We start from the raw sequence: 25,766 nt of genomic DNA, 5'->3' as shown, positions 1-25,766 counted from the left end.
CGCAGGACGCAAAAAATGCTTGAAGTTCACAACCTGCACCAGTACTACGGCGGCTCGCACATTCTGCGTAACGTCAGCTTGAAAGCGGAGATCGGCAAGATCACGGTACTGCTGGGCCGCAACGGCGTTGGCAAGACCACGCTGCTCAAGAGCCTGATGGGCCTGGTGCCCATCAAGTGCGGCCGTATTGAATGGCAGGGCCGGGACATTGCGCGCAAGACGCCCTACGAACGTGCGCGCAGCGGCATCGGCTATGTGCCGCAAGGGCGCGAGATTTTTTCGCGCCTTTCGGTAGAAGACAATCTGCGCATGGGATTGTCATACTGCCCTGCGCGTACCCGGATACCGGGCGAGCTGTACGAGCTCTTCCCGGTACTGAAGCAGATGCTGCACCGGCGCGGCGGCGATCTCTCGGGCGGCCAGCAACAGCAGCTTGCCATCGCACGCGCGCTGGCGCCACAGCCCCAGATACTGATTCTCGATGAGCCTACCGAAGGCATACAGCCCAGCATCATCAAGGACATCGGCCGCGTGATCCGCATGCTGGCCGACCGCGGCGATATGGCCATTCTGCTGTGCGAGCAATACTATGACTTTGCCGAAGAACTTGCCGACCACTATGTGGTGATGGAACGCGGTGAAGTGATTGCCGCAGGCCCCGGCAATGAAATGCAGCAAAAGGGCATCCGGAAACTGGTGGCAATCTGACCCATGGCCTGGCATGCGCACTTGGCGCTTGATTACCGCAAGCAGCAAGACAAGACCGCCCTGCACTTCACGCACGACGGCCCGCTGCGCATTCTCAAGAGCCTCTACCCCGAAGGCGCCGGCATCTGCCACAACGTGCTGGTACATCCTCCGGGAGGGCTGGTTGGCGGCGATGTGCTTGATATCAGCGTACAGGTGCGGGAAGGCGCGCATGCCCTGGTGACCACCCCAGGCGCTACACGCTTCTACAAAAGCAATGGCCAGTCCGCGCTGCAGCGCACCCGGCTCGTGCTAGAGACTGGGGCAAGGCTGGAATGGCTGCCGCTGGAAGCCATTGCCTACAACGCCTGCGATGCCGCCAACCACCTGGAGTTTGAGCTTGCCAAAGGCGCCCAACTGCTGACCTGGGATGTGACAGCACTGGGTCTGCCCATGGCGAATCAGCCTTTTGCATGCGGGCGCTTCACCCAGCATATGGAGTGGCCCGGCCTCTTTCTGGAGCGCGGCATCCTCAACGCGCAAGACCCTCTGTTGCTGGATGGCGCCCTGGGTTTGTCTGGGCAACGCTGCATGGGCAGCCTGATTTTTGCAAGCGGCACACCGCTTGCCCGCCCCCTGCGCGAAGCACTGCTGGAGAGCACGCACGCCCTGCTGCAAGCAGCGCCCCAAGGCGTCATCTGCGGCGTTACTGCGCCCAACGCGCATATGCTGGTACTGCGCGGTCTCGCGCCTGTGGTGGAGCCGCTCATGCAGCTGTGGAAGACCGTGTGGGCGCACTGGCGCAGCGAGCTGTGGAGTCTGCCCGGCACAACGCCCCGCATCTGGTCGATGTAGCACCGCCCTTTCAGGCCTGGGCAACATGTCGCACCTGCCGCGCTGAAGAGATCAGGCGCCGTCGATCAGGAGTTCGATGTCCTTGGCCAAGGTGTCCACCGGTGTGCCATACCGGCTGTAGAGGCGCAGACGCCCTTGCGGATCGAAGATGTAATCACCAGCGGTGTGGTCCATGGTGTAGCTGCCTGGAGCCTGGCCATCCACCTTCTTGTAGTAGATTTTGAAGTCCTTGGCCATCTTGGCCAGCTCCTCGTCGCTGCCGCGCAGCGCCAGAAAGCTCGGGTCAAAATTGGCGATGTAGGACTTGAGCATTTCGGGCGTATCGCGTGCGGGATCGACCGAGACAAAGACCACCTGCAGCTTGTCGCCCTTGGCACCCAGCTTTTGCTTGACGGCGGCCAGATCGCTCAAGGTGGTGGGACACACGTCCGGGCACTGCGTATAGCCAAAGAACAACAAGGTCACCTTGCCCTGGAAATCAGCCATGGTGCGGCGCTGGCCATTCTGGTCAGGCATCGCAAAATCCTGTGCGTATTCCTTGCTGCCTGTCAGATCGATCGCATTGAAGCTGGCCTTGGGCTGGCTTTGTTTGCACGCAGTCAGGGTACCTGCAGCTCCCGCCACCAGGGCGCCTGCAGCCATCCATCGAAGAGCATCACGCTTTTTCATCACATATCACCAGGTTACGTAGTGGTCGACTAGCAAGGCTGCAAACAGCACGCTCAGGTAGACCAGCGAAAAGCGGAAGGTCTTGCGGGCCAGGGCGTCGGAATAGCTGCGCCACAACGCGACAGCATAGCCAAAGAAGCCTGCGCCCAGCACCACGGCGGCTACCAGATAGATCCAAGAGCTCATCTGAATGATGAAGGGCAAAAGGCTCGCGGCGAACAACACCACCGTATAGAGCACGACCTGCACACGGGTGTAATAGTTCCCATGCGTGACGGGCAGCATGGGCAGGCCCGATTTTCGGTAGTCCTCCACCCGGTACAGTGCCAGGGCCCAGAAATGCGGAGGCGTCCACAGGAAGATGATGAGAAACAGCAGCAGCGATTGCGGCGCGACATCGCCGGTCATCGCGGCCCAGCCCAGCACGGGCGGCATGGCGCCGGATGCACCGCCAATCACGATGTTCTGTGGCGTCAGAGGCTTGAGGATCACCGTGTAGACGATGGCGTAGCCCACAAAGGTGGCAAAGGTGAGCCACATGGTCAACGCATTGACCCAGAAATACAGAATGGCTGAACCCGCAGCACACAGCGCTGCAGAAAACAGCAAGGTCTGGCTGTTGGAGAGCTCGCCACGCGCCGTGGGGCGCCAGGCCGTGCGCTTCATGCGCGCGTCGATGCTTTGCTCCACGAGACAATTGAAGGCCGCCGCAGCGCCGGCCACCAGCCAGATACCGACACAGGCAACAGCCATCAGCGACAACTCAGACGCCGAAGGCATGCCCGGCACTGCCAGCACCATGCCGATCAACGCGCAAAACACGATCAGCTGCACCACCTTGGGTTTGGTCAATGCGTAGAACTGCGCAAAGCGGTTCGGCATCGGGGCAGCGGCAAGTTCGGTCATCGGAGCACTCAGTCTTTGTTCCATACAGCAATTCAGGCCGCAGCTTCGCTACGGCGGATCTCATGGCGCGTGCTGCACCATGTCCACGTCAGCACCACCATGATGGCCGCAGCGCCGCCGGTGTGCAACACGGCAGCCACGATAGGCCAGTCCAGCACCACATTCGACAGCCCGGTGGCAAACTGCAGCACCGTCAACCCGATCAGCCACCGCCGCTGCGAGGCCAGTTGCGGCACGGTCCGCAAATGCCAACCCAGCCAGAGCAAGGCAGCAATCACCAGGTAGGCAAACAGCCGGTGCACATAGTGGATGGCAACCAGCGCTTCATAGCTGATGTGCGAGCCATCGGCCAAGAAGCCCAGAGGGCGCCAGAGCTGGAAACCATCGAAATTCATCGCTGGCCACCAGGCACCATTGCACTGCGGAAAGGTGGTGCAGGCCAGCACCGCGTAATTGGTGCTCACCCAGCCACCCAGGGTGACCTGCACGAACACCAGCGCCGCGGCAGCCGCGATCACCCAGCGCAGCACCTGCGGCACTGGGACTAACCCGAGATTATCGGCAAATTGCGTCTGGCGCGTTGCCTGCACGGTTAATAGCATCAACAGCACCGTGCCACCCAGCAGATGCAAGGTGACGATGGCCGGAAAGAGCTTCATCGTCACCGTCAACGCGCCAAACGCACCTTGTATCAGCACCCACACCAGGGTTGCCGTGGGCCACCAGGGGCTGATGGGTTCGTGCTCCTGGCGCCTGCGGCGCACCCATGCACTGGCAGTGAGCACGATGATGAGGCCTCCGACCGCAGTCGCCAGATAGCGGTGGATCATCTCCACCCAGGCCTTGCCGTGCGTGACGGGGCCCGTGGGCATGGCCTGCTGCGCGGCCGATATCTCGGCGTGCGCGCCAATCGGGCTGGCATTGCCGTAGCAACCCGGCCAATCGGGGCAACCCAGGCCCGAATCGGTCAGGCGTGTGAAGGCGCCAAACATCACCAGATCAAACGACAAAAACAAGGTGAGCACCGCCAGCACCTGCAGGCGCTTGAGCGGGGTTGCGCCCCGGTGCCGCCACCAGATCCAGACAACTGGCCCCAGCGCAATGATGGCGCCCGTGAGCAATACCCGCGCCAGCGGTGCGAAATCGTACAGATCCTGCGAAGTCATACTCTCAAAAACTCAGGGATGCACTGCATGCATCGAACGGAAAACAGCCGCAGCGGGTTGGAGCGCAGGCCAGCCATCCGGCGGGCCCACAGGCCAATCAGCAAGAGAAGGGGCCATGGGCACGCTAACGCCCCTCCTTGTCCCAGCTGGAGGAGGCGCGCAACAACCTTTCCAGATCCTTGCGGGCCTTGGCTGCATCGCCTTGGCCCAGCCTGGCGGGAAAGCGCATCATCCAGTGGCCCAGCGGATCCACCACGTACAGGTGATCTGCCAGTTTGGCACCAGAAGCCGGTGCCAGCCATTGCGCCACCGCCGCCTGCGGCATGCGCAATACCGTGGCCTGCGAAAGCCCGGGGCGCATGCTTTGCGGGGGTTCGGCGTCATCGGTGATCAACCATACCCAGTCCACCCGCTCCTTCTCTCGCCCCATGCTCTCGCGCAACTGGCGCTGCAGATAAAGATTGTTCTGGCAGATGTCGTCGCAGGCGGCGGGCGATGCGCTCACCAGCAGCCACTGCCCCTTGAGGCTTTGCAGGTCAAATGCCTTGCCATCCAGCGTCTGCACCTGCATCGCAGGAAGGGTGGGCTGCTGAACAACCAGCTCACCAAAATTGCGGCGGCCTTCGGGGCGGATCACATAGTAGGTGAAGTACGAAGCGATCACCGGCGCTGCGCACACCAGCAGCACCAGGAACATCTTGATGCGGCCACTGCGCGAGCGCTCTGCGGCATCGATGGCATCGCCCGCCTGGGCGGCGGGCAAGCTGTGCACGGTCAGGCCCAGCAATTCCTCATCCGCCGGTGGCGGGGCTTGGGTGGCGGCGGCGCCTGCGGACACTTTGGACAATTTGGAACCAGACATAAAGGATGGCAATCAGGCTACACAGGCCAAACCATTGAAACGCATAACCATAATGCTTTTCCACGCCGCTGCCTACCACGGGCCAGTCGCGCGCAAGGCCATCGGAGGCCGCATCGGTTTCCACCACCGTCCATGCGGCCAGGGGCACGCCGATCTCTCGGGAGAAACTGGCAGTGTCGAGATTCTGACGGATCTGGGATACCCCTGAGCCATTGGCTGGCGTCTGCAGCTCCAGCAGGCGTGCAGGCTGGCTGGCGATACGCCCCTGTACCTGCACACGGCCGGAGGGCGTCTGTACCGTTGGCAGCGCGGCTCTGTTCTCAAAATTGCGCGGCACCCAGCCGCGCTGTACCAGCACGGTCTGCACCAGATTCTGCCCAACCTGCCCGACCTGCCCAACTGGCCCTGCCAGGCGCAGCGGCGTCAACACATAGAAGCCGGGCCTGCCCTGCATCTGGCGATTGTCCAGATAGACGGTGTGCTGCGGCAGCCATTCGCCTTGCAGTACCACCTGGCGGTGCAGCAATTCTTCTTGCGCAGAAGGCGCGAGCGGTGCCAGCAGGCTGTGCCCTTCCAACGCGGGCATGGCAGCGCGCGCATCGAGCTGGGCCTGGTAGGCCTCTTTCTCAGCGGCGCGGCGCAGCTGCCAGCGGCCGAGCGATGCCGTCACCAGCATGGCGATCACCGCTGCCATGGTGATGATGGCAAAACGCAGGCGCACCTTGCGGGCGCTGCTGGCAGCACTGGCATCCGGCACATCACCCATGGCTGATGGCTTCCTTCAATGCGCTGTTCATACAAACGATTCCTGCAACATTCGAGAAACAGCCATACGACTGGCTTTCATCTCCATGGTTATACCCTGCCCTAGGCACCGGATCGGTAGCACGGGTGATAGCGGATGGCGCAGGCGCTGCATCTGCGCAAGAATGGAGGTCTGACTGCTTATTGGCGCTTGAGGGACATGCGCTTTTGCTATCAAAATAAAAGCGCATTGCGTCACAACACCCGGAGTTATCCATGAAGATCATCATCGCACTGGCCTTTGTCGTCATCATTGCCAGCCTGGCGTCTGCCCTTATCTTCATGATGCGCGGCAGTCGGGCGGATGACCCCGGCAACAAACGCATGGCCTGGGCGCTTACCGTACGGATCGGGATCTCGGTGCTGGTGTTCCTGTGCATTCTGATTGCCTGGAAGCTGGGCTATATCCAACCCCATGGAATTCCCGTGAGTTCCTGAACCACCGCCCCCATCACCCCATCAGCAAAAAAGCGCCATGAGGCGCTTTTTTGCTGAACTGGATGCAACTTACATCCAGTACACCAGGATATACAGGCCCAGCCAGACCACGTCCACAAAGTGCCAATACCAGGCAGCCCCTTCAAAGCCAAAATGCTTCTTGGCGGTGAAATGGCCTTTTTGCAGCCGCAAGGTGATAACCAGCAGCATCAGCATGCCGACAAACACGTGCAAACCGTGAAAGCCCGTGAGCATGTAGAAGGTAGAACCATACACACCCGAATTGAGCTTGAGATTCAGCTCGGTGTAGAGGTGGTGGTACTCGTAGCCCTGCACGAACAGGAAGATCACGCCCAGCAGCACCGTCATCCACATGAACTTGATGCACTTGGCACGGTGGTCGTCCCGCAGCGCATGGTGGGCAATGGTGAGGGTGACGCCCGAAGTCAGCAGCAACGCGGTATTGATCGTAGGCAGCCAGAAGGGGCCTACGGTCTGGAATGGATCGACCGTGCCTGCGGGTGACGCGGTGGCCCCGGGCGAGACGCTGGGCCAGGCCGCTTTGAAATCGGGCCACAGCAAGGCGTTGTCCAGACTGCCCAGCGTGGGCACCGAATGCGCGCGCGCCCACCACAGTGCCGTGAAGAATGCGCCGAAGAACATGACTTCCGAGAAGATGAACCAACTCATGCTCCAGCGGTAGGACATATCGATGCGGTGGCTGTACTTGCCTGCCTGGCTTTCGTGGATGGCATCGCCAAACCACTGGTACAGCACAAACAGCCACCAGACCGTGCCCAGGAGCAGCACGTACTTGGCCCAGTCGTGGCCGTTGACCCAATTGCCTGCTCCGACGATCATCAGGCCCAGGCCGATGGCCGCCATCACCGGATGCCGCGATTCTGCGGGAACAAAGTAGTACGGCGTAGCGCCATGGGGTGTCGCACTCATCTCAGCTCCTGATATCTTGTTTTCTTGCTACTGAAACACTCTACTCAAACCAACCAATGCACCAGGGCCATCAGGCCCAGCACAAACAAAGCCAGGGCCACCAGGCCAACGGCGATGACTTGCAGCGGCGTGACCTGCGCGCCATCCTGCTGCCACTCCGACCCCTTGCGAACGCCCAGCAAAGACCACAGCACCGCCTGCACCGTGCGCCACACACTGCCTTTGCGCCGTCCGGGTTGCGGAGTCGGATTGGGTACTGGCATTACGACGACCCTGGTTCCGCTGCCGCAGCAGCCGCCGTGGGTACGACCACCGGAGCACCCGGTGTCTTGCCGCCCACTTCAAAAAAGGTATAGGACAAGGTGATCGTCGTCACATCCTTCGAGAGCTTGGGATCGATGACGAAAGCCACCGGCCATTCCTTTCTCTCACCCGGATCCAGCGTGTACTGGTTGAAGCAGAAGCACTCCAGCTTGTTGAAGTAGGGAGCGGCCTGCTTGGGCGCATAGCTGGGAATCGCCTGGGCCGCCATGCGGTGGTTCTGCTCGTTGCGGAACTCGTACATCACCGTGCTCAGCTCCCCTGGGTGCACCTTCATCGACGCCACGGCGGGCTTGAAGCTCCAGGGGCCACGTGCATTGGCATCGAACTCCACCGTGATGGTGCGGCTCTCGTCCACCTGGGTATTGAGCTTGACGTTTTTACCGGCAGTGCCGTTACCCGGTACATCGCGCTCGGTCAAGGCCAGAATGTTGATTCCGGTGACTTCGCAGATGCGCTTGTACAGCGGGATCAGCGCATAGCCAAAGGCAAACATGCCCAAGGCTACGACGGCCAGCTTGCCCACCATCTTGACGTTGTCTGCGTGTCGCACTCTTGCTCGCTCCTGTTTGCTCGCCGTATTGCCTACAGCACCGTCATCTTCACCAGAAACCCGATGAAGAAGACCAGCGCCACCGACGCCAGAATCAGCGCCAGCCGGATATTTGCCTTGCGTTGTTCAGGCGTTGTCATCTACAGATCCAATCAGCCAATGACCTTGGTGGCCGTGGCGTCCAGCTTGGGAGGGTTTTCGAAGGTGTGGAATGGTGCTGGCGAGGGCACTTCCCACTCCAGGCCTTCAGCGCCTTCCCACGGCTTTTGCGGAGCCTTTTCGCCACGGTGGCGCATGCCTGGCCACACCACGAACACAAAGAAGTACACCTGCATCAGGCCGAAGCCGAATGCACCGATCGACGCAATCATGTTGAAATCGGCGAACTGCATGGGGTAGTCGGCGTAGCGACGCGGCATGCCGGCCAGACCCAGGAAGTGCATGGGGAAGAAGGTGATGTTGAAGGTGATGAGCGAGCCCCAGAAGTGGATGCGGCCGCGCGCTTCGGAATACATCACGCCGGTCCACTTGGGTGCCCAGTAGTAATAACCGGCAAACATCGAAAACAGCGAGCCCGCCACCAGCACGTAGTGGAAATGCGCCACCACGTAATAGGTATCCTGCAACTGGATGTCGATGGGTGCCATCGACAGGATCAGACCCGTGAACCCGCCCATCGTGAACACGAAGATGAAGCCCACGGCAAACAGCATCGGCGTCTCGAACGTCATCGAGCCGCGCCACATCGTGGCCACCCAGTTGAAGATCTTCACGGCCGTCGGCACCGAGATCAGCATGGTCGCGTACATGAAGAACAACTGGCCGGTCACCGGCATGCCGGTGGTGAACATGTGGTGCGCCCAGACGATGAAGGACAGGATGGCAATGGCCGCCACGGCATACACCATCGATGCATAGCCAAACAGCTTCTTGCGGCTGAAGGCCGGAACGATCTGGCTCACGATGCCGAAGGCCGGCAGAATCATGATGTAGACCTCGGGGTGGCCGAAGAACCAGAAGATGTGCTGGTACATGACCGGGTCGCCGCCGCCCGCAGGGTTGAAGAAGCTCGTGCCAAAGTGGCGGTCGGTCAGGGTCATGGTGATGGCGCCTGCCAGCACGGGCATCACGGCAATCAGCAGGTATGCGGTGATCAGCCAGGTCCAGCAGAACATGGGCATCTTCATCAACGTCATGCCGGGAGCGCGCATGTTCAGGATGGTGACGATGATGTTGATCGACCCCATGATCGACGAGGCACCCATCACGTGCATGGCAAAGATGCTGGTGTCCATGGACGGGCCCATCTGCAGCGTGAGCGGTGCGTACAGGGTCCAGCCTGCAGCGGGCGCGCCGCCGGGCATGAAGAACGAGCCCACCAGCATCAGGCCTGCAGGAATCATCAGCCAGAAGCTGAAGTTGTTCATGCGCGCAAAGGCCATGTCGGATGCACCGATCTGCAACGGAATCATCCAGTTCGCAAAGCCCACAAAGGCCGGCATGATGGCGCCAAACACCATGATCAGGCCATGCATGGTGGTGAGCTGGTTGAACAGCTCAGGGTTGACCAGTTGCAGGCCGGGCTGGAACAGTTCGGCGCGGATCAGCAGCGCCAGCACGCCGCCCACCATCAGCATGGTGAACGAGAACAGCAGGTACAGCGTGCCGATATCCTTGTGATTGGTGGCAAACACCCAGCGGCGCCAACCGGTGGGTGCGCCATGGTGGTGGTCATCGTGGCCATGCGCATCATGGCCGTGGCCAGTGTGGCTGTGGTCTGTAGGGAGAACGGCGCTCATAGTTCTTGACTCCGATAGCTCTTCGTGTGCTGGACTGGTGGGGCGTTATGGCGCAGCAACAATGTCTACGCGGCGCGCCTGGCTGTCAGCGCCCTGTCCTGCAGTAATGGTTTCTGGCTTGCGCATCTCGATGCGCCCATCGGCTACGCCGTTGTCTGTCAGCATCTTGGCCACTGCCTGGGCGCGCAGCTTGGCGAGTTCGGCGTTCTGGTCGGCATTGCCGGTGGAATCGACAAAACCGGACAGTACCACCTTGCCAGCCTGGGTAGCCAGCGCGGTCGCCGCCTTCTTGACGGTGGCCTGCGCGTCGCTATCCAGATCGCTCTTGCCGCTGCCGAAAAATACCTGGAACGGACCGGCTTCCGCTGCCGGTGCGGCAGCAGCGGGGGCTGCTTGTGCATCTGCAGCCGGCGCAGCGGGTGCGGGGGCTGCAGTACCAGCAGCAGGCGCCGCAGAGCCACCGCCCTCAGGGAACTTGCCACCGCGTGCAGCCACGAACTCGGCAGGTTGCACCATGGTGCCGGTCTTGTTGCTCCAGTGGTTCTTGGCAAAGGTCACCACGGCGGCAAGGTCGGTATCGCTCAACTGCTTCCAGGCGGGCATGGCGCCATTGGCGCGGCCTTCCAGCACGGCATGCATCATGTCTGCCGTGGGGCCCAGCACCACGGGGCTGCCGTCAAGCGCCTTGATGGGGCCTGCGCCCTTGCCATTGGCCTGGTGGCAGGCTGCGCAATTGGCTGCGTAGACCTTCTCGCCACGGGCCACCAGATCGGCCAGCACCCAGACCTTGTTCGGATCATCCGCCTTGGCAGCCAGCTTCTTCTTCTGGTCTGCCACCCATGCGGAATAGTCATCAGCCGACAGCACCTTCACGTGGATGGGCATGTAGGCGTGTTCCTTGCCGCACAGCTCGGCGCACTGACCATAGTAATCGCCCGTTTTCTCGGCGCGGAACCAGGTGTCACGCACAAAGCCGGGGATCGCATCCTGCTTGATGCCAAAGGCAGGCACCATGAAGGAGTGGATCACGTCCGCAGCCGTGGTGATGACACGCACCTTTTTGTTGACGGGCACCACCAGCGGGTTGTCGACGCGCAGCAGATAGTCATTGGGCGCCTTGGAGACATCGCCGCTGTTGGACATGGCGCGCTGGCTGCTGTCCAGGGTGGAGACAAAGCTCAGGCCTTCACCTTCGCCGGTCAGATAGTCATAACCCCATTTCCACTGGTAGCCGGTCACCTTGACGGTCAGGTCCGCATTGGTGGTGTCCTTTTGCGCCACCAGCACCTTGGTGGCAGGCAAGGCCATCAGGATGACGATGACAAAAGGCAGAACCGTCCAGGCCACTTCCACCGTGACCGATTCATGAAAGTCTGCGGCCTTGGCCCCTTTGGATTTGCGGTGCTTCCAGATCGAATAGAACATCACCGCAAACACACCAACAAAGATGATGGTGCAGATCCACAGCATCATCCAGTGCAGGGTGTGCTGTTCTTCGGCAATCTTGGTAACCGGGGGAGGCAGATTCATCTGCCCGACTGCAGGACCGCCCGGCAGGCTCTGCACAGCGTGCGCTGCAGTTGCCAAACCTACGCCAGCCACCAACAGCAAAGAAGCCAGTTTTTGAGAAACACTTTTCATAGTTGTCACTTACTTCTCAACGTCTCATCGTTATGAAGTGCAAGGCACCATGTGGGGGAAACATGGGGCCGCGTGGTGCACCTTTTGCCGAGCGCACCTGCGGTTGCACTCATGCCACTTTGTCATCAAACCGAGCATGGCGTGAACTGCGCAATATTGCAACCCATGCAATCCCGGGATCATAGGGCTTTCACAACAGAAGCCGTTCAGGCACTAGACAGCCGCCGCAATTGGCGTTCCACGTCAGGCCCCGGTACCGGCTTGTCTCCGGCGTGGCCCGTGCCCTTGGCGGTACATCACCGGTTGCCCATATCGGCAGCGCCTTGCGCGGCAGCGGTCACTTACCCCTGCATGCGTCCCTGACGCAGCATCTGCTGCATGTCTTGCACGCTGATGACACTCTCTCCCTGCAGCTTGATGCGCGGAGTCGGCTTGAAGGCATGGCCGTAGATGATCTCGAAGGTGACAACCAGCCGCCCTTCCTCATCGGCGCGGGCCAGCTGTCGCGCAAGCGATAGGTCGAGCTGTTCAAGCCAGTTGCGCCCCCGCAGGGCGCCAAAGCGGCGGGGGTGCAGGTTGCGCCCCAGCTCGCGCAGTTCTGCGCGCAGCTTCTGCGCACTGGAATACGACAGTGTGATGCGCTCCATGTCCATCACCGGTTCGGCAAAACCTGCCTGGACGAGCATGTCGCCCCAGTCGTGCATATCGGTGAACTCGTGGCTTGCAGCCGACCAGCCCTGCTGTGCATAGACGGCCCGCACTTCCGCCAATGTGTCCGGCCCCAGGCAGGAAAACATCACGAACCCATCCACAGCCAGCAACTGGTGCCAGGTCTGCAGCAGGTGCTGCGGATTGGGGTGGTTGTGCAGGGCCATGTTGGCCCAGAGCATGTTCACGCTGCCCGCTGCCGGCTGGCCCCAGTGCAGCCGGGGCTGTCGCCACCGGTCCATGCTCCACCAGGGGCTGGAGAGGTGTTCGCGCAGCGCAGCTTCGTGCCCTGGCTGGGTTTCGACAATGCTCAGCGCAGACTGTGGATAACGCTCGGCCACACGCTGGTGCGCTGCCAGGCCACCGTACAGCGGCTCCCAGCTGCACCAGGCAGCGGGCTTTTGCATAATCCACGCCAGACGCTCCTCCATGCGCCGCCCTACTTCGTCATGCAGCCAGGGGCTGTGCGCAGGCGCCTGCCTCTGCCAGCGCGTGGCGGCTATCGGGTCAATCGTCGGGGGAGTGGAAAATTCAGCCATGGGGAAGCCCGCTACGCAGTAAGGGCGTGGGTTAAATGTCTTCTGAAAGGAACGGCATGGCAATAGTCAGCAGCGAAAGCGGTGTTTCGGCTCCACGTTGGCACCATTGGCAATGGTGGCAACAGTGGCCAACCCGGTTTGCAAACCACCTGTGCGAGCACCTTCCCAGCACCTGCCTGGTGTGCCAGCGCCGGCCCAGCCCGTGGCTCTGCAGTGACTGCGCAGCCATCTGCGCGCCTTCTGCCACAAGGCGTTGCGATCATTGCGCGTTGCCGTTGCCCGGCACCAGCCAGGTCTGCCCGAATTGCCTGCTCGACCCGCTGCCGCTGCGGCACTGCCATGCAGCGGTGGACTATAGCCCGCCTTGGAGCGGCATGGTGCAGCAGTTCAAATATCACCAGCATCTGGCATGGGCAAGGCCCATGGCGCAGTTGATGCTGCAGGCGCCGCATGCGCGGCAATGGCTGCAACAGGCAGATCTCGTGCTTGCGGTACCGCTCTCGGCCGCGCGGCTGCGCGAGCGGGGCTACAACCAGGCCCTGCAACTGGCCCGCGCCCTGCGGCGCCTGGCACCGGGCGGCCCCGTGCTTCATTCTGGCTGGCTATTGCGCCTGGCCGATACCCCGGCGCAGGCGCAGCTGGGCCGCGCAGCGCGCTTGCGCAATCTGCGCCACGCTTTTGCCGTCGAGCCGCGCCATGCAGCAGCGATTTGCGGCAGGCAGGTGTTGCTGGTAGACGATGTGATGACCACGGGCGCCACGCTGGCTGCAGTGGCAAACATGCTGCTGGCGCACGGTGCGTCTGCGGTAGATGCTATGGTTTTTGCAAGGACTCCGTTGCCGGAATAAAACGCAGCAGCCTGCAGGCATTTGGACGCATCACTAAACTGGCACGCCTTGGCGGCCCGCGCCGCGCGCATTTTCCTATCACTGCATCCCATGTTCAACGTCGTCCTGGTCGAACCAGAAATCCCCCCCAATACCGGTAATGTGATCCGCCTGTGCGCCAATACCGGCAGCCGCCTGCACCTGATCGAGCCGCTGGGATTTTCCATGGAAGACCGCTACATGCGCCGCGCAGGCCTCGATTACCACGAGTACGCTGCCACGCAGCGCCATGCCAGCTGGCAGGCCTTTGTCGACACCATGCAGCCAGCGCAAGACCGCATGTTCGCCATGACCACGCATGGCAGCAGCCCTGCGTTTGACATTCAATTTCACCCGGGTGATTGGCTGGTATTTGGCTGCGAAACCCGCGGCCTGCCCCCTGCCTTGCGCGAGAGCTTTCCCCTCACCCAGCGTGTGCGCCTGCCCATGGTGGCGGGCCAGCGCAGCCTCAATCTGTCCAACGCCGTGGCAGTGACCGTCTTTGAAGCATGGCGCCAGAACGGCTTTGCCATGCCTGACGGCGGTGTCGCCCAATAACAAAAATTTGAGAAAAATGGCCACTGGCGCACAACAGATGCGCGCCAAATGCTCTCATTTACATAGCAAAGAGATGTGCCGCCGGGGCTCAGGCGTTCTGTGAGCGCTTGACGAAGAACAAGCCCATGCCCACCAGCATCAGCAGGCCACCAAACACCTTGTTCTGGATGCGCATGGCCTTGCTGTCCCGCAACAGGCGGCGCAGAACACTCGCGCTTGCGGCATAGCCGTGCATCACGATGGTGTCCACTGCCAAGGTGGTGACGGACAGGATCAGCAGTTGCAGCCACAACGGGTGATCGGCTGTCATGAACTGCGGCAGCACCGCCACCATGAAGATGATGCCCTTGGGATTGGTGGCATTGGTCAGGAAGCCACTCAAGGTACGCTTTTTCCAGCTGCCTTCAGGCTGCTGCGTGGCCGCGTCACTCACCAGGCCGCCCGTCGAGCGCCACTGTTGAAAACCGATGTAGATCAGATAGCAGGCGCCCACGATCTTGACGATGTTGAATGCGGTCTCGGACGCGATCAGCAGCGACCCCACACCCGCGCCCGCAATCAGCAGGATGAGCAGCAAGCCCAGTTGCAGCCCAAGAATGGTAGCGCTGGTCTTGCGCACGCCGTAGGAGAGGCCGTGGCTCATCGACAGCACGGCGCCCGAGCCCGGTGAAACCGCAATGATGATGGCCGCCACCAGATAGGCCAGCCAGGTGTGAAATTCCATGATCGATCCAGAAACGGCCTCGCCATGCCAACGACCACGCTTCACTGCGCCCTGCCATGCGCCCCCTTGGCGCCTGGGCAGGCCGCAATTTGTAGGCTCGGCACAACGGGCAAAGCCGCCATTATCGCGCCAGGCTGCGCTCCCTTGCCAGTACCGCCACTGAGGGCTGTCACATATTTTTCATAGCAGCCTGCGCTTGCTGGGTATGCGCAGAACGCAAAAAAATGCAATAAATTCCCACAAATCACAAAAAAAACGTAACCTCATCCCCAAAGCACCTACAACAACACCATTTTTGCACGCATGGAAGCGCACGCCCCTCTCTGGCTGACCTACACCTTTTTGTACCTGGCAGCCGCCGTCATCGCCGTGCCGATTTCACGCGCGCTCGGCCTTGGCACCATCATCGGTTACCTGGTAGCCGGCATGATCATCGGCCCCAGCGGCCTCAAGCTGGTCAGCAATGTGCAGGACATCCTGCATTTTTCCGAGTTCGGCGTGGTGCTGATGCTGTTCCTGATCGGGCTGGAACTGCAACCCAGCCGCCTGTGGAGCATGCGCCGCCCCATCTTCGGTGTGGGCAGCGCGCAAATGCTGCTGTGCACCGCAGGACTGTTTGCCGCAGCCTGGCTGCTCGGGTTTGACTGGCACATGGCCCTGATTGCGGCCTTGGGCCTGGCACTGTCCTCCACCGCAATTGCGTTGCAAAGCATTGCTGAGCGTAACCTCATGTCCACCAACAGCGGCAAGACGAGCTTTGCCATCCTGCTGTTCCAGGACGTGGCGGCCATCCCGATCCTGGCGCTTGTGCCCCTGCTGGCCGTGGGCCAGCAGGCTGCGCAGGACGACGGCAACATGCTGCTGGAAATTGGCAGAACCCTTGCCATCATTGCTGCCGTCATCGTGGGTGGCCGCTATCTGCTGCGCCCCGTGCTGCGCTGGATTGCGCAAAGCGACTCGCGCGAAATCTCGACCGCCACCGCCCTGCTGCTGGTGGTGGGCATTGCCTACCTGATGCTGCAGATCGGCCTGTCCATGGCCCTTGGCGCCTTTCTGGCTGGCGTGCTGCTGGCCGACAGCGAATTCCGCGCCGAGCTGGAGACCGACATCGAGCCTTTCAAGGGTCTGCTGCTCGGGCTGTTCTTCATCGCCGTGGGCATGAGCATCGATTTCTCGGTGATCCTGTCGTCACCCCTGGCCATGCTGGCGCTGGTGGTGATTTTCCTGCTCATCAAATCCGTCGTCATCTACAGCCTCGCCACCGTGCTGCGCATGCCCTTGCAGGAGCGCCCGCTGTTCACGCTGCTGCTGGCGCAGGGCGGAGAGTTTGCGTTCGTGGTGTTCAGCGCTGCGCAGGCGCAGGGTATTGTGAGTCCGCAGCACTCTTCGCTGCTGATCGGCGCAGTGGCCATCTCCATGGTGGCCACGCCGCTGATGGTGGCGGCCATGGACCGCTGGCTCATGCCACGGTTTGCCAACCTCGCCTCCGGCGAAGATGCGCCGGAAGAGCTGCACGAGCAGCAGGAGGCGTCCGTGCTGATCGCCGGCTTCGGCCGCTACGGCCAGATCGTGACCCGTGTGCTGCTGAGCCAGGGCATCAAGGCGGTCATTCTGGACCACAGCGTCGAAATGCTCCAGGTGGCGCAGAACTTCGGCTACCGTGTGTTCTATGGCGATGCCACCCGGCAGGATCTGCTGCGCATCGCCGGGGCAGAGAAGGCCGAGGTCATGGTGATCGCGGTCGACGACGAGAGCCAGACCAACCAGATCGTCAAGCTGGTGCAGCAGCACTTTCCGCACCTCAAGATCGTGACGCGGGCCAAGGACGTGGCGCACTGGTTTGCCCTGCGTGACATGGGCGTGCAGTATGTGGACCGCGAGCTGTTCGATTCCAGCCTGCAGACGGCCGAGAAAACGCTGGAGCTGATGGGCTACACCCCTGAGGACGCGCAATACGTGGTCACGGTGTTCCGTGCCCACAACATCGAGTTGACCAACAAGATGTACGAACACCGCAACGACCGCGAAACCATGCTGGCCGTGGGCCGCCAGGGCCGCGATCAACTGGTGGAACAGATGATGCGCGAGCGCCAGGAACGCCAGGCCCAGGCGCAGGAGGCCGAGCAGGCCCCCAGCAGTCCCTACCCGCATCAGCCGGACGATCCGCAGAGTCACATTTGACCGTAGGCGCACGCAGCCCACCGGCTGCGTGCTACGCTTTGCGCCCTATGTTCAACCCCTCCCAAGCCGATGTGCGGCGCTTTTTCTGCGCCGCACATGCCAAGCAGCAAGCCAGCCAGCCCATGGAAGCCATCGAAACCCTGGCGGGCCTGTGGATTGCCGAGCACCCCGAGTACCGCGAAGACCTGAGCGACGTGGATGCGGCCATCGCCCGCAACTACGACCTGACGCCTGACAAGACCAACCCGTTCCTGCATCTGTCCATGCACCTGTCGATCAGCGAGCAATGCAGCATCGACCAGCCGCGCGGCATCCGCCAGGCGGTAGAGTTGCTCGCCAAGCGGCTGGGCTCGCTGCATGATGCACACCATGTCGCCATGGAGTGCCTGGGTACCATGCTGTGGGAGAGCCAGCGCTCGGGCCGCCCCCCTGATGGAGATGCCTATGTGGCGGCCGTGCAGCGCAACGCCACCAAGGACTGAGCCCCGCTCTCCCCCCCCCTGACAAAGCAAAAACGCCCGGCAATGCCGGGCGTTTTTGCTGAGGCAAGGCAACTGCTGCGTTGCCCGCCATTGCTGCCTTATTTGCTGCGGAAACGCGATTCCGGCACGGTCTGCAAACCACCCTGCAGGCTGCCGATATAGTCGGCCAGCTCTTTCATCTCCGCATGGTTGAACTGCTTGGCCATGGCCCCCATCACCGGGTTCGAACGGCCAATGTACCCGTTCTTCTCCACGGTATAGGACTTGAGCGCCGCATACAGATAGTCGGCATTCTGTCCAGCCAGCTTGGGATAGGTAGGATCGATGGCCTTGGAGAAATTGTCGCCATGGCACGAAGCGCAGGTGCCCTTCTTCAGCAGCTCAGCAGTCTTGGTGCTCGGCTCTCTCGATGGCTTTTCGGCCACCGTCACATCACCGGTGGTGTGCTTTTCGTAATACGCGGCCAGATCGGCAATGTCCTGGTCGGTCAGCGAGTCAGCAATGGCGCGCATGGTGGGGTGCTTGCGGTCACCCTTTTTGTAGGCATGCAACGCTGCCTCAATGTACTTGCCATTCTGCCCCGAGATCTTCGGTACCTGGTACACCTCGGGAAAACTGGCCTTGTAGCCCACGATACCGTGGCAGCCAATGCACATGGCAATTTTTCCTTCGGCTGCCTTGGCATCACCCTTCACCTCCTGGGCCGCCGCCCAACCCGTCACAGACGCGACAGCCAATGCAAATACCGTGGTCAATGTTTTATTCATTTTGCGCGCACAATCGTGTGGAAAAGCTACCGCGTCTAGGCGGTGTCTAAGTTTATAGTCAACGCTGAAACAGACCCTGTCACCTCGATTCTGCATTCTCTTTCATGAAATTCCAAGGCACACAGAACTACGTTGCGACCAATGACCTGATGCTCGCGGTCAATGCGGCAATTACCCTTCAAAGACCGCTTCTCGTCAAGGGGGAACCCGGCACAGGGAAAACCATGCTGGCGGAAGAAGTGTCGCAGGCGCTAGACATGCCGCTGCTGCAGTGGCACATCAAGTCCACCACCAAGGCGCAGCAAGGCTTGTATGAGTACGATGCGGTCAGTCGTCTGCGGGACAGCCAGCTTGCCGATGTGGAAGGCGCGGCCCGCGTGCATGACATCCACAACTACATCGTCAAGGGCGTGCTGTGGCAGGCCTTCACCGCAGACCGGCCCGTGGCCCTGCTGATCGATGAAATCGACAAGGCCGACATCGAATTCCCCAACGATCTGCTGCGCGAACTCGACCGCATGGAGTTCTATTGCTACGAGACGCGCGAGATGGTCCGCGCCAAGCACCGCCCGCTGGTGTTCATCACCTCCAACAACGAGAAGGAGCTGCCCGATGCCTTCCTGCGCCGCTGCTTCTTTCACTACATCAAGTTCCCCGACGCAGAGACGATGAAGCAGATCGTCGAGGTCCATTTCCCGACGCTCAAGCAGGAGCTGCTGTCGGCGGCCATGAAGGTGTTCTTCGAAATCCGCAACCTGCCAGGCCTGAAGAAAAAACCATCGACCAGCGAGTTGATCGACTGGCTCAAGCTGCTGGTTGCCGAAGACATTCCGCCCGAAGTGCTGCAGACTGCCGACCAGAAGATTGCCGTGCCTCCCCTGGTGGGCGCGCTTTTGAAGAACGAGCAAGACGTGAGCCTCTTTGAGAAGCTGGTCTTCATGAACCAGCGCAACCGCTAGGCAGCGCATGGCAACGCCACAGCAGTTGCTGGCCGAAGGGTTGACGGACGCCATCGGCTTTCTGGCCGGTGCGCTGGCAGGCTGGGGTATTTCGCACCTGCTGGGCTGGCCGCTGTTTGAAGACGGCTACAGCGCGGGCAGCATTGCCGCGATTGCGCTGGTGGGCCTGGGCGGCGGGGCGGGCCTTCAACTGGCCAGGCGCTGGCGCAAATCCAGATAGAAACACGCTGAAACGCCCTGCGGCAAAGCGCAATCTGCTATCCAATTCAACACCTTCAGGAAAACCATGGCTTTTGTGGAACCCATTGATCTGCGCCGCAACGGCGTGCTGCTCACGCCCCTGGACTTTGCGCATGAGGACGGCCTGCGTGCCGCTGCACAGGATGGCGAACTCTGGAAGATCCGCGTCACCTCCGTTCCCGAGCCGGAAAACACCAGGCTCTACATCGAGCAGGCCATGAACATGCGCGCAGCGGGCAACCGCATGCCATTTGCCGTCATCGATGAAGCCACGGGCAAGGTGCTGGGCAGCACCAGCTACCACGACATCGTGCCGGCCTTGAAGCGCGTGGAAATTGGCTACACCTGGTACGCGCAGAGCGTGCAGCGCAGCCATGTCAACACCACCTGCAAACTGACCTTGCTCACGCATGCGTTCGAAACCCTGGGCGCTGCCGTGGTGGGCTGGCGAACCGATAACTTCAACTTTGCCAGCCAGCGGGCCATTGAGCGGCTGGGCGCCAGGAAGGACGGCGTGATCCGCCACCACGCGCCTCGCCGCGATGGCACCGTGCGCGACACCGTGATGTACAGCATGCTCGCAGGCGAGTGGCCCGAGGCCAAAGCACAGCTGCTGTACCTGCTGAACAAGCCTCGTTGATTTTCGTCAAGCGGGCTGGTGCCTGTGGGCGGCAGGCGCAATGGCTGCGAAACTACAGCACCGGCGCCATCATGCCCACCACGTTGTGTACCAGCCGGGTATGAAACGGCCACGCGCGCACCGCCGCCACATCCACGGCCTTTGACACGGACAGGTAGCCCAGCTGCCGCGCGCGTATGCTGCCCGTCACCTCGTGGTCGCTGATCAGCAGGTTGTTCTCGTAGTTCAGCTCCAGGCTGCGACGGTCCATGTTGGCCGATCCCACCAGGCTGATCTCGCCGTCCAGGGTCAAGGTCTTGGCGTGCAGCACCCCCAGCGGATACTCATAAAGCGCCACACCGTTGCTCAGCAGGTCGGCATAGCAGCTGCGGCAGGCCTGCGCCACCAGCCATGAATCATTGCGTGCGGGCACGATCAGGGTGGTGGCCACCCCACGCCGGGGCGCAGCGCACAGGGCGCGCAACAAGGCCTCGTCCGGTACAAAGTATGGCGTGGTGATCAGCAGCTCGTGGCGCGCTGCGTACATGCTGGCCACAAACAGATCGGACATGCCGTTGTGCCGCGCCGTGGGGCCTGTCTCCACCGCCTGCGCCACGCAGTTGCCCGGCGCGGCATCCGCAGCGGCCACCGGCGCATTGGGCAGGTCGTCCAGCCCGGCTTCATTGGTCTCTGGAATCCAGCCGCTCAAGAACAGCGTCTGCATCTGCCGCACCACCGGCCCCTCACAGCGCAGCAGCACATCGATCCATGGGGCGTACCTTGCCTTGATGCGGAACTCGGGGTCCGCGCAATTCTGGCTGCCGCAATAGGCGATGCGGTTGTCGATGACAACCAGCTTGCGGTGGTCGCGCAAATCCACGCGGCTGAGCGCCATGTGGCGCAGGCGGCTCACATCATCCAGCGTGGCCAGCAATTGCACGCCCGCCTGCGCCAGCTCCCGCCACAGGGCGCTGTCACGAAAGGCGCGCGAACCGAGCGCATCCACCATCACCCGGCACTGCACGCCGCGACGTGCAGCAGCCGCCACCGCCTGCGCCAGGCGCTGGCCGGTATCGTCGGCCAGCCAGATGTAGAAGGCGATATGCACCTGCTGGCGCGCCTGCGCGATGTCGTCGATCAGATGGTGGATGGCCGCCTTGGAGTTGACCATGGGCTGGGCCGGTACCGCCGCCGCGTCCCCCAGCAGCACGATGCGGTTGCCCGCAACTGCATCAAAACCGGTGATGGAGTGCGCCAGGGCCACCAGGGATGCTGCGGCCCCCGACACCTGGGCAGGCGTCTGCACCGGGCGTTGCAAAGTGGTCTGCACCCGGCGCAGCCGCCGCGCACGCGAGCGCCCGATGCTGGTTTCGCCCAGCAACAGATAGGCCGCAATACCCGCCAGCGGCACCAGCATGATGACCGCCACCCACGCTGCACGCGAGGCGGGCGAGCGGTTGGCCCGCGTCAGTGCGCGGGCCGCGACCAGCAGATGCAAGATGAAAACAGAGCCTGTCCACAGTTGGGGAAGCAGATTGCTGTGCATAAGATTCGACGAACCCGCCAATACAGATGGTTCATGCTAGCACGGCATCCAGCGGCACCTGTGCCCCGGCGGACGCCGTTCACAGCCTGCTCAGCAGGCTTTCCTGCAGCGCAGGCAGGTGCTGCTCGGGCAGGATATTGCTCATGTGCTTTTTCACGTTATCCGCATAGCTGGCGTTGGTTTTTTGCTTCAGAAATTGAAGCACCTTGAGCAGGTTGGCCACCAGATCGCTCTCGTTCTGGCTGGCATTGAGCTGGGCCAGCATGTGCTGGGCATCGCCGCCGCGCTGCATCTGCAGGATGCCCGATGCATACATCTTGCATGCGGCCAGAGAACGCTTGGCAGCGGATGAGGACAGCGCCTCCCGTGCAGGCGCCAACACAGGTGCCAAAGGCGCCGGGCGCGAGGGCTGCAGATCGATGCCCACCGGCATCAGCGTGGATTCGCGTTGCTCTGCTGCCGGCGAAGGCGCCAGCGATGCCAGGCGCAGCGCGTCATGGGAGTCACGCGTCGTCCAGGCCTGCCCTTCCACCGGGCGCTGCACCAGATACCCCTGGGCCAGCAGGCTGTCCATCAGTGCCAGGGCGGTGTCACCGAGCCAACCCGCGATCTCTTGACGGGAGCGGATGCCATCACACAAGATAAGGATCTGCCGCTCCTGCACCGACAGGCTGGCACGGTTGCGCAACGCCTGCCTGGCCTTGTCCGTTTTGATCATCACCATGGCAGCATGCTCCCCAAGTCCCGTTAGACTGGAAAGACTAGCCCGCTTCTGTTACCAATTGTTTACAACCCCATGCTGATCGACTTTTTCTACACCTTGCGCGCGGCCAAGCTGCCGGTTTCGGTCAAGGAACTGCTCACCCTGCTGGAGGCACTGGAAAAAGGCCTGGCCGGTCCACGATCGGAAAATGCCTGGAGCCTGGACGACTTCTACTTTCTGGCCCGCACCTGCCTGGTCAAGGATGAAAAGCTGTTCGACAAATTCGACCAGGCCTTCTCCGCCTACTTCAAAGGCATGGAGCTGCTCACCGACTGGAAGAAGGAACTGCCGGAAGACTGGCTCAAGCAGGTGCTGGAGCGCGAGCTCAGCCCCGAGGAAAAGGCAGCGATCGAGGCCATGGGCTGGGATGAGTTGATGGAGACCTTGAAAAAGCGCCTCGAAGAGCAGAAGGAGCGCCACGAAGGCGGCAGCAAGTGGATTGGTACCGGCGGCACCAGCCCGTTTGGTCACGGCGGCTACAACCCCGCAGGCATCCGCATTGGCGGCCCCGGTAAAAGCCGCAGCGCGGTCAAGGTGTGGGAGCAGCGTGCCTACCGCGACTACGACGACACGCAGGAGCTGGGCACGCGCAACATCAAGGTGGCGCTGCGCCGCCTGCGCAAGTTCGCCCGCGACGGCAACGAGCTCGAACTCGATCTGCCCAACACCATCCGGGCCACCGCCGCCAATGCGGGCTATCTGGACATCAAGATGATCCCCGAGCGGCACAACAACGTGAAAGTGCTGCTGCTGATGGATGTGGGCGGCACGATGGATGACCACATTCAGCGCGTCGAGGAGCTGTTTTCCGCCGTCAAGAGCGAGTTCAAGCACCTGGAGTTCTATTACTTCCACAATTGCGTCTACGACTACATGTGGAAAAACAACAAGCGCCGCTATGCCGAAAAATTTCCGACCTGGGACATCATCAGAAAATATAACAAGGATTACAAGCTGATCTTTGTGGGGGATGCCACAATGAGTCCTTACGAAATCCTACAACCGGGCGGCTCGGTTGAATATAACAATGAAGAACCGGGTGCCGAATGGATCAAGCGCCTGACCAACGCTTTTCCCAGGCACGCCTGGATCAACCCCGAACCGCAAGGTGTCTGGCAATACCGCCAGAGCATCAGCCTGATACAACAACTCGTAGGCGACCGTATGTTTCCCCTGTCATTGAAAGGCCTGGAGGACACCATGCGGTTGCTGTCAAAGTGACCATGCGATATCGCCTGACGACGCCGGTCCTGCCGGCGTTTTTTATTGTTTTTTCCGCCTTGCTGACTGGCTGCAGCAGCACACCGCGCGCCAGTGGCGAGGACGCACAGAGCAGCGCCAAGGGCACCGAAACCGCGGCAGACAGTAATTCCGACGGCCACGATGCCGACAACGACCAGCCCGCGTTCGACCTGACCGTGAAAGCGCCCGACGATGTCAGAAAGTACCTGGAGCAGTACATCGACCTCAAGCGCTACCGCAGCTTTCCCGGCCTGCAGCTGACCGAGCTGACGCGGCTGCTGGGCAGTGCCGACGAAAACGTGCGCGAGTTGCTGGGCACGCTGGGCTATTTCAGCCCCGAGATACAAATTGATGTATTCGATACAGGTGCGGCGCCTGCGGGCAGCGGAATATCTGCGGCAGACAGCGAAGCCCGCCCGCAGATCGTCATCTCTGTCACGCCCGGCGTACAGACCAAGGTGGCCGATGTGGCACTGGACTACAGCGGCGCCGTGACGGAGGAGAAGAACTTCGCCAGCCGGCGCGAGCGGCTGCTGCGCAACTGGGACCTGCCGCCGGGCACCGGGTTCACCCAGAAAGGCTGGGACAGTGCAAAGTCCGAAGGCCTGCGCGCCCTCCAGCGCCGCCGCTACCCCACTGCAAAGATCGAGTCCAGCAAGGCCGATATTGACGGCGACACCAACCAGGCCCGGCTGTCGGTGCACTACGACAGCGGGCCGTTGTACAAATTTGGCCCCCTGTCGATTGAAGGCGCCGAGCGTTACGACCCGGTTGGCACCGCCCGCATTGCGCGCCTGCCCACCGGCCGCGACTACAGCGAAACCGCCATGCTCGATGCGCAGACGCGACTGGCCGCAAGCGGCTACTACGATTCTGTCTTTCTGACGCTGGACACCAACACCCAGACACCCGAGGCCGCGCCCGTGATTGCCCAGGTACGCGAGGCCAAATTGCAAAAGGTGGTCTTCGGTATCGGTATGTCCACCGATACCGGCCCGCGCCTGAGCCTCGACCATATCCACAACAAGATGCCCCTGCTGGGCTGGCGCGCGGTGAGCAAGCTCTCGTTCGAGCGCGACAAGAAGTTGATCAGCACGGAGTGGACCGACCTGCCCGGCGAAGACGGCTGGGCAGACTTTGCGGGCGGCGAGGTCAAGCGCGAAATCAACGGCGACTTCACCATCAACTCGGCCCAGATCCGCGGTGGCCACAAGAAAAGCACCGACCATATCGACCGCAGTGCATTCCTGCAGTATGACTTCTCGTCTTCCGCACAGGGCCTGGAAAAGATTCCATCCAGTAGCGCCATCAGTGCCAACTACGGCTGGACAGGCCGCTACTTCAACAACAACACCAATCCCACGCGGGGTTACGGCATTGCGGCAGAACTGGGCGCGGGTGTCACCCTTACGCCTCAGCGCGACCCATTCATGCGCGCCCTGCTGCGCTGGCAGGGCTTTGTCCCCGCCGGAACGGTGACCGCGCCCAATGGCAGCTCGCGCGGAGCGCGTCTTGCCCTGCGGGCCGAAGGGGGAGCCATCCTGGCCAAGAATTCTGCCGTCATTCCTGCCACACAGCTTTTCATCACCGGTGGCGACACCACCGTGCGGGGCTATGGCTACAAGCAGATTGGCGCCAGCGTTGCCGGCGACAAGGTCTACGGCGGCCGCTACATGTACGTGGGCAGCGTTGAATACCAGCGCCCTCTGGTGCGCAATGGCGAAGTCAGCGACTGGGAATCGGCCGTGTTTGCCGACGTTGGCTCGGTGGCCGACAAGGTCGGCGACATGACCCCCTACTGGGGCATTGGTACGGGCCTGCGCTGGCGCAGCCCGGTGGGCGCACTGCAGGCCGATGTGGCCTACGGGCTGAAAGACCAACGCTTTCGCCTGCATTTGCGCTTGGGATACAGCTTTTGAC

At 61.7% G+C, this 25,766-nt stretch carries 28 protein-coding genes; 12 read left to right on the top strand and 16 right to left on the bottom strand.

The window, feature by feature from the left end:
- Positions 1-15: 15 nt before the first annotated feature.
- Together urtE and ACH2DG_RS06025 are read left to right on the top strand one after the other, a co-directional pair.
- Complete coding sequence (gene urtE, locus ACH2DG_RS06030; RefSeq protein ID WP_395024816.1) at positions 16-708, top strand: urea ABC transporter ATP-binding subunit UrtE; 693 nt, start codon at positions 16-18, stop codon at positions 706-708.
- 3 nt (positions 709-711) lie between these two features.
- Positions 712-1,542, top strand: a complete 831-nt coding sequence (locus ACH2DG_RS06025; RefSeq protein ID WP_395024815.1) for an urease accessory protein UreD — start codon at positions 712-714, stop codon at positions 1,540-1,542.
- Between the two features lie 51 nt (positions 1,543-1,593).
- Here ACH2DG_RS06025 and ACH2DG_RS06020 read toward each other — a convergent pair whose 3' ends face one another.
- The 5 genes from ACH2DG_RS06020 to ACH2DG_RS06000 all read right to left on the bottom strand — a co-directional run bounded on the left by ACH2DG_RS06020 (position 1,594) and on the right by ACH2DG_RS06000 (position 5,911).
- Positions 1,594-2,211, bottom strand: coding sequence for an SCO family protein (locus tag ACH2DG_RS06020; protein ID WP_395024813.1), 618 nt, complete (start codon positions 2,209-2,211; stop codon positions 1,594-1,596).
- Positions 2,212-2,217: 6 nt separating this feature from the next.
- The gene (gene cyoE / locus ACH2DG_RS06015) at positions 2,218-3,117 is read right to left on the bottom strand and encodes a heme o synthase (RefSeq protein WP_395024812.1); all 900 of its coding nucleotides are present in this window, start codon (positions 3,115-3,117) and stop codon (positions 2,218-2,220) included.
- 32 nt (positions 3,118-3,149) lie between these two features.
- Positions 3,150-4,283, bottom strand: a complete 1,134-nt coding sequence (locus ACH2DG_RS06010) for a heme A synthase (RefSeq protein WP_395024810.1) — start codon at positions 4,281-4,283, stop codon at positions 3,150-3,152.
- A 124-nt stretch (positions 4,284-4,407) separates the two neighbouring features.
- On the bottom strand, positions 4,408-5,145 hold the full coding sequence (locus ACH2DG_RS06005) for an SCO family protein (RefSeq protein WP_395024809.1): 738 nt from the start codon (positions 5,143-5,145) through the stop codon (positions 4,408-4,410).
- A complete protein-coding gene (locus tag ACH2DG_RS06000; RefSeq protein WP_395024808.1) occupies positions 5,075-5,911 on the bottom strand; it encodes an SURF1 family protein in 837 nt (278 codons plus the stop codon). Before ACH2DG_RS06000 ends, ACH2DG_RS06005 begins: the two co-directional genes overlap by 71 nt.
- 254 nt (positions 5,912-6,165) lie before the next feature.
- On the opposite strand from ACH2DG_RS06000, the gene ACH2DG_RS05995 reads away from it, so the two are divergent.
- On the top strand, positions 6,166-6,387 hold the full coding sequence (locus ACH2DG_RS05995; RefSeq protein WP_395024807.1) for a twin transmembrane helix small protein: 222 nt from the start codon (positions 6,166-6,168) through the stop codon (positions 6,385-6,387).
- A gap of 69 nt (positions 6,388-6,456) precedes the next feature.
- On the opposite strand, the gene ACH2DG_RS05990 is transcribed toward ACH2DG_RS05995, so the two are convergent.
- The 7 genes from ACH2DG_RS05990 to ACH2DG_RS05960 form a co-directional block, all read right to left on the bottom strand.
- Positions 6,457-7,338 carry a cytochrome c oxidase subunit 3 gene (locus ACH2DG_RS05990; RefSeq protein ID WP_395024806.1) on the bottom strand — a complete coding sequence of 294 codons (882 nt, stop codon included), beginning with the start codon at positions 7,336-7,338 and terminating at the stop codon, positions 6,457-6,459.
- Positions 7,339-7,382: 44 nt separating this feature from the next.
- Positions 7,383-7,601, bottom strand: coding sequence for a DUF2970 domain-containing protein (locus ACH2DG_RS05985; RefSeq protein ID WP_395024804.1), 219 nt, complete (start codon positions 7,599-7,601; stop codon positions 7,383-7,385).
- On the bottom strand, positions 7,601-8,212 hold the full coding sequence (locus ACH2DG_RS05980; protein WP_224151418.1) for a cytochrome c oxidase assembly protein: 612 nt from the start codon (positions 8,210-8,212) through the stop codon (positions 7,601-7,603). Before ACH2DG_RS05980 ends, ACH2DG_RS05985 begins: the two co-directional genes overlap by 1 nt.
- Positions 8,213-8,244: 32 nt before the next feature.
- A complete protein-coding gene (locus ACH2DG_RS05975; RefSeq protein ID WP_395024802.1) occupies positions 8,245-8,352 on the bottom strand; it encodes a cytochrome oxidase small assembly protein in 108 nt (35 codons plus the stop codon).
- A gap of 12 nt (positions 8,353-8,364) precedes the next feature.
- Positions 8,365-10,011 carry a cytochrome c oxidase subunit I gene (gene ctaD / locus ACH2DG_RS05970; RefSeq protein ID WP_395024801.1) on the bottom strand — a complete coding sequence of 549 codons (1,647 nt, stop codon included), beginning with the start codon at positions 10,009-10,011 and terminating at the stop codon, positions 8,365-8,367.
- A 45-nt stretch (positions 10,012-10,056) separates the two neighbouring features.
- Complete coding sequence (gene coxB, locus ACH2DG_RS05965) at positions 10,057-11,652, bottom strand: cytochrome c oxidase subunit II (RefSeq protein WP_395024800.1); 1,596 nt, start codon at positions 11,650-11,652, stop codon at positions 10,057-10,059.
- A 341-nt stretch (positions 11,653-11,993) separates the two neighbouring features.
- On the bottom strand, positions 11,994-12,899 hold the full coding sequence (locus tag ACH2DG_RS05960) for a biotin synthase (protein WP_395024799.1): 906 nt from the start codon (positions 12,897-12,899) through the stop codon (positions 11,994-11,996).
- 269 nt (positions 12,900-13,168) lie between these two features.
- Here ACH2DG_RS05960 and ACH2DG_RS05955 point away from each other — a divergent pair, with 269 nt between their 5' ends.
- Together ACH2DG_RS05955 and trmL are read left to right on the top strand one after the other, a co-directional pair.
- The gene (locus ACH2DG_RS05955) at positions 13,169-13,747 is read left to right on the top strand and encodes a ComF family protein (RefSeq protein ID WP_395024797.1); all 579 of its coding nucleotides are present in this window, start codon (positions 13,169-13,171) and stop codon (positions 13,745-13,747) included.
- Positions 13,748-13,837: 90 nt separating this feature from the next.
- Positions 13,838-14,323 carry a tRNA (uridine(34)/cytosine(34)/5-carboxymethylaminomethyluridine(34)-2'-O)-methyltransferase TrmL gene (gene trmL / locus ACH2DG_RS05950; RefSeq protein WP_395024796.1) on the top strand — a complete coding sequence of 162 codons (486 nt, stop codon included), beginning with the start codon at positions 13,838-13,840 and terminating at the stop codon, positions 14,321-14,323.
- An 88-nt stretch (positions 14,324-14,411) separates the two neighbouring features.
- Here trmL and ACH2DG_RS05945 read toward each other — a convergent pair whose 3' ends face one another.
- Complete coding sequence (locus ACH2DG_RS05945) at positions 14,412-15,047, bottom strand: LysE family transporter (RefSeq protein WP_395024794.1); 636 nt, start codon at positions 15,045-15,047, stop codon at positions 14,412-14,414.
- Positions 15,048-15,350: 303 nt separating this feature from the next.
- Here ACH2DG_RS05945 and kefC point away from each other — a divergent pair, with 303 nt between their 5' ends.
- Together kefC and ACH2DG_RS05935 are read left to right on the top strand one after the other, a co-directional pair.
- Positions 15,351-17,228, top strand: coding sequence for a glutathione-regulated potassium-efflux system protein KefC (kefC, locus tag ACH2DG_RS05940; protein ID WP_395024792.1), 1,878 nt, complete (start codon positions 15,351-15,353; stop codon positions 17,226-17,228).
- A 47-nt stretch (positions 17,229-17,275) separates the two neighbouring features.
- Positions 17,276-17,710 (top strand): DUF1841 family protein, encoded by a 435-nt coding sequence (locus tag ACH2DG_RS05935; RefSeq protein ID WP_395024790.1) that lies wholly within the window; start codon positions 17,276-17,278, stop codon positions 17,708-17,710.
- A 98-nt stretch (positions 17,711-17,808) separates the two neighbouring features.
- Here the strand turns inward: ACH2DG_RS05935 and ACH2DG_RS05930 are convergent, their stop codons facing one another.
- Positions 17,809-18,477 (bottom strand): cytochrome c, encoded by a 669-nt coding sequence (locus ACH2DG_RS05930; protein WP_224151408.1) that lies wholly within the window; start codon positions 18,475-18,477, stop codon positions 17,809-17,811.
- Positions 18,478-18,581: 104 nt separating this feature from the next.
- Between ACH2DG_RS05930 and ACH2DG_RS05925 the strand changes: the two genes are divergently transcribed.
- From ACH2DG_RS05925 to ACH2DG_RS05915, 3 genes are all read left to right on the top strand, one after another.
- On the top strand, positions 18,582-19,436 hold the full coding sequence (locus tag ACH2DG_RS05925) for an AAA family ATPase (RefSeq protein ID WP_395024789.1): 855 nt from the start codon (positions 18,582-18,584) through the stop codon (positions 19,434-19,436).
- 7 nt (positions 19,437-19,443) lie between these two features.
- The gene (locus tag ACH2DG_RS05920) at positions 19,444-19,656 is read left to right on the top strand and encodes a hypothetical protein (RefSeq protein ID WP_395024788.1); all 213 of its coding nucleotides are present in this window, start codon (positions 19,444-19,446) and stop codon (positions 19,654-19,656) included.
- Between the two features lie 66 nt (positions 19,657-19,722).
- Complete coding sequence (locus ACH2DG_RS05915) at positions 19,723-20,316, top strand: GNAT family N-acetyltransferase (protein ID WP_224151405.1); 594 nt, start codon at positions 19,723-19,725, stop codon at positions 20,314-20,316.
- A gap of 52 nt (positions 20,317-20,368) precedes the next feature.
- On the opposite strand, the gene cls is transcribed toward ACH2DG_RS05915, so the two are convergent.
- Positions 20,369-21,793, bottom strand: a complete 1,425-nt coding sequence (gene cls / locus ACH2DG_RS05910; RefSeq protein ID WP_395024786.1) for a cardiolipin synthase — start codon at positions 21,791-21,793, stop codon at positions 20,369-20,371.
- Between the two features lie 127 nt (positions 21,794-21,920).
- The gene (locus tag ACH2DG_RS05905) at positions 21,921-22,565 is read right to left on the bottom strand and encodes a hypothetical protein (RefSeq protein WP_395024785.1); all 645 of its coding nucleotides are present in this window, start codon (positions 22,563-22,565) and stop codon (positions 21,921-21,923) included.
- A gap of 72 nt (positions 22,566-22,637) precedes the next feature.
- On the opposite strand from ACH2DG_RS05905, the gene ACH2DG_RS05900 reads away from it, so the two are divergent.
- Positions 22,638-23,825 (top strand): VWA domain-containing protein, encoded by a 1,188-nt coding sequence (locus ACH2DG_RS05900; protein ID WP_395024783.1) that lies wholly within the window; start codon positions 22,638-22,640, stop codon positions 23,823-23,825.
- A gap of 2 nt (positions 23,826-23,827) precedes the next feature.
- Positions 23,828-25,765, top strand: coding sequence for a BamA/TamA family outer membrane protein (locus ACH2DG_RS05895; RefSeq protein WP_395024782.1), 1,938 nt, complete (start codon positions 23,828-23,830; stop codon positions 25,763-25,765).
- Position 25,766 lies beyond the last annotated feature (1 nt).

The sequence above is a fragment of the Comamonas odontotermitis genome, from assembly GCF_040396735.1.
GTDB classification, from domain to species: domain Bacteria; phylum Pseudomonadota; class Gammaproteobacteria; order Burkholderiales; family Burkholderiaceae_C; genus Comamonas; species Comamonas odontotermitis_C.
The sequence above is the reverse complement of the archived record's forward strand: the minus strand, read 5'-3'. Positions and strand labels throughout refer to the sequence as shown.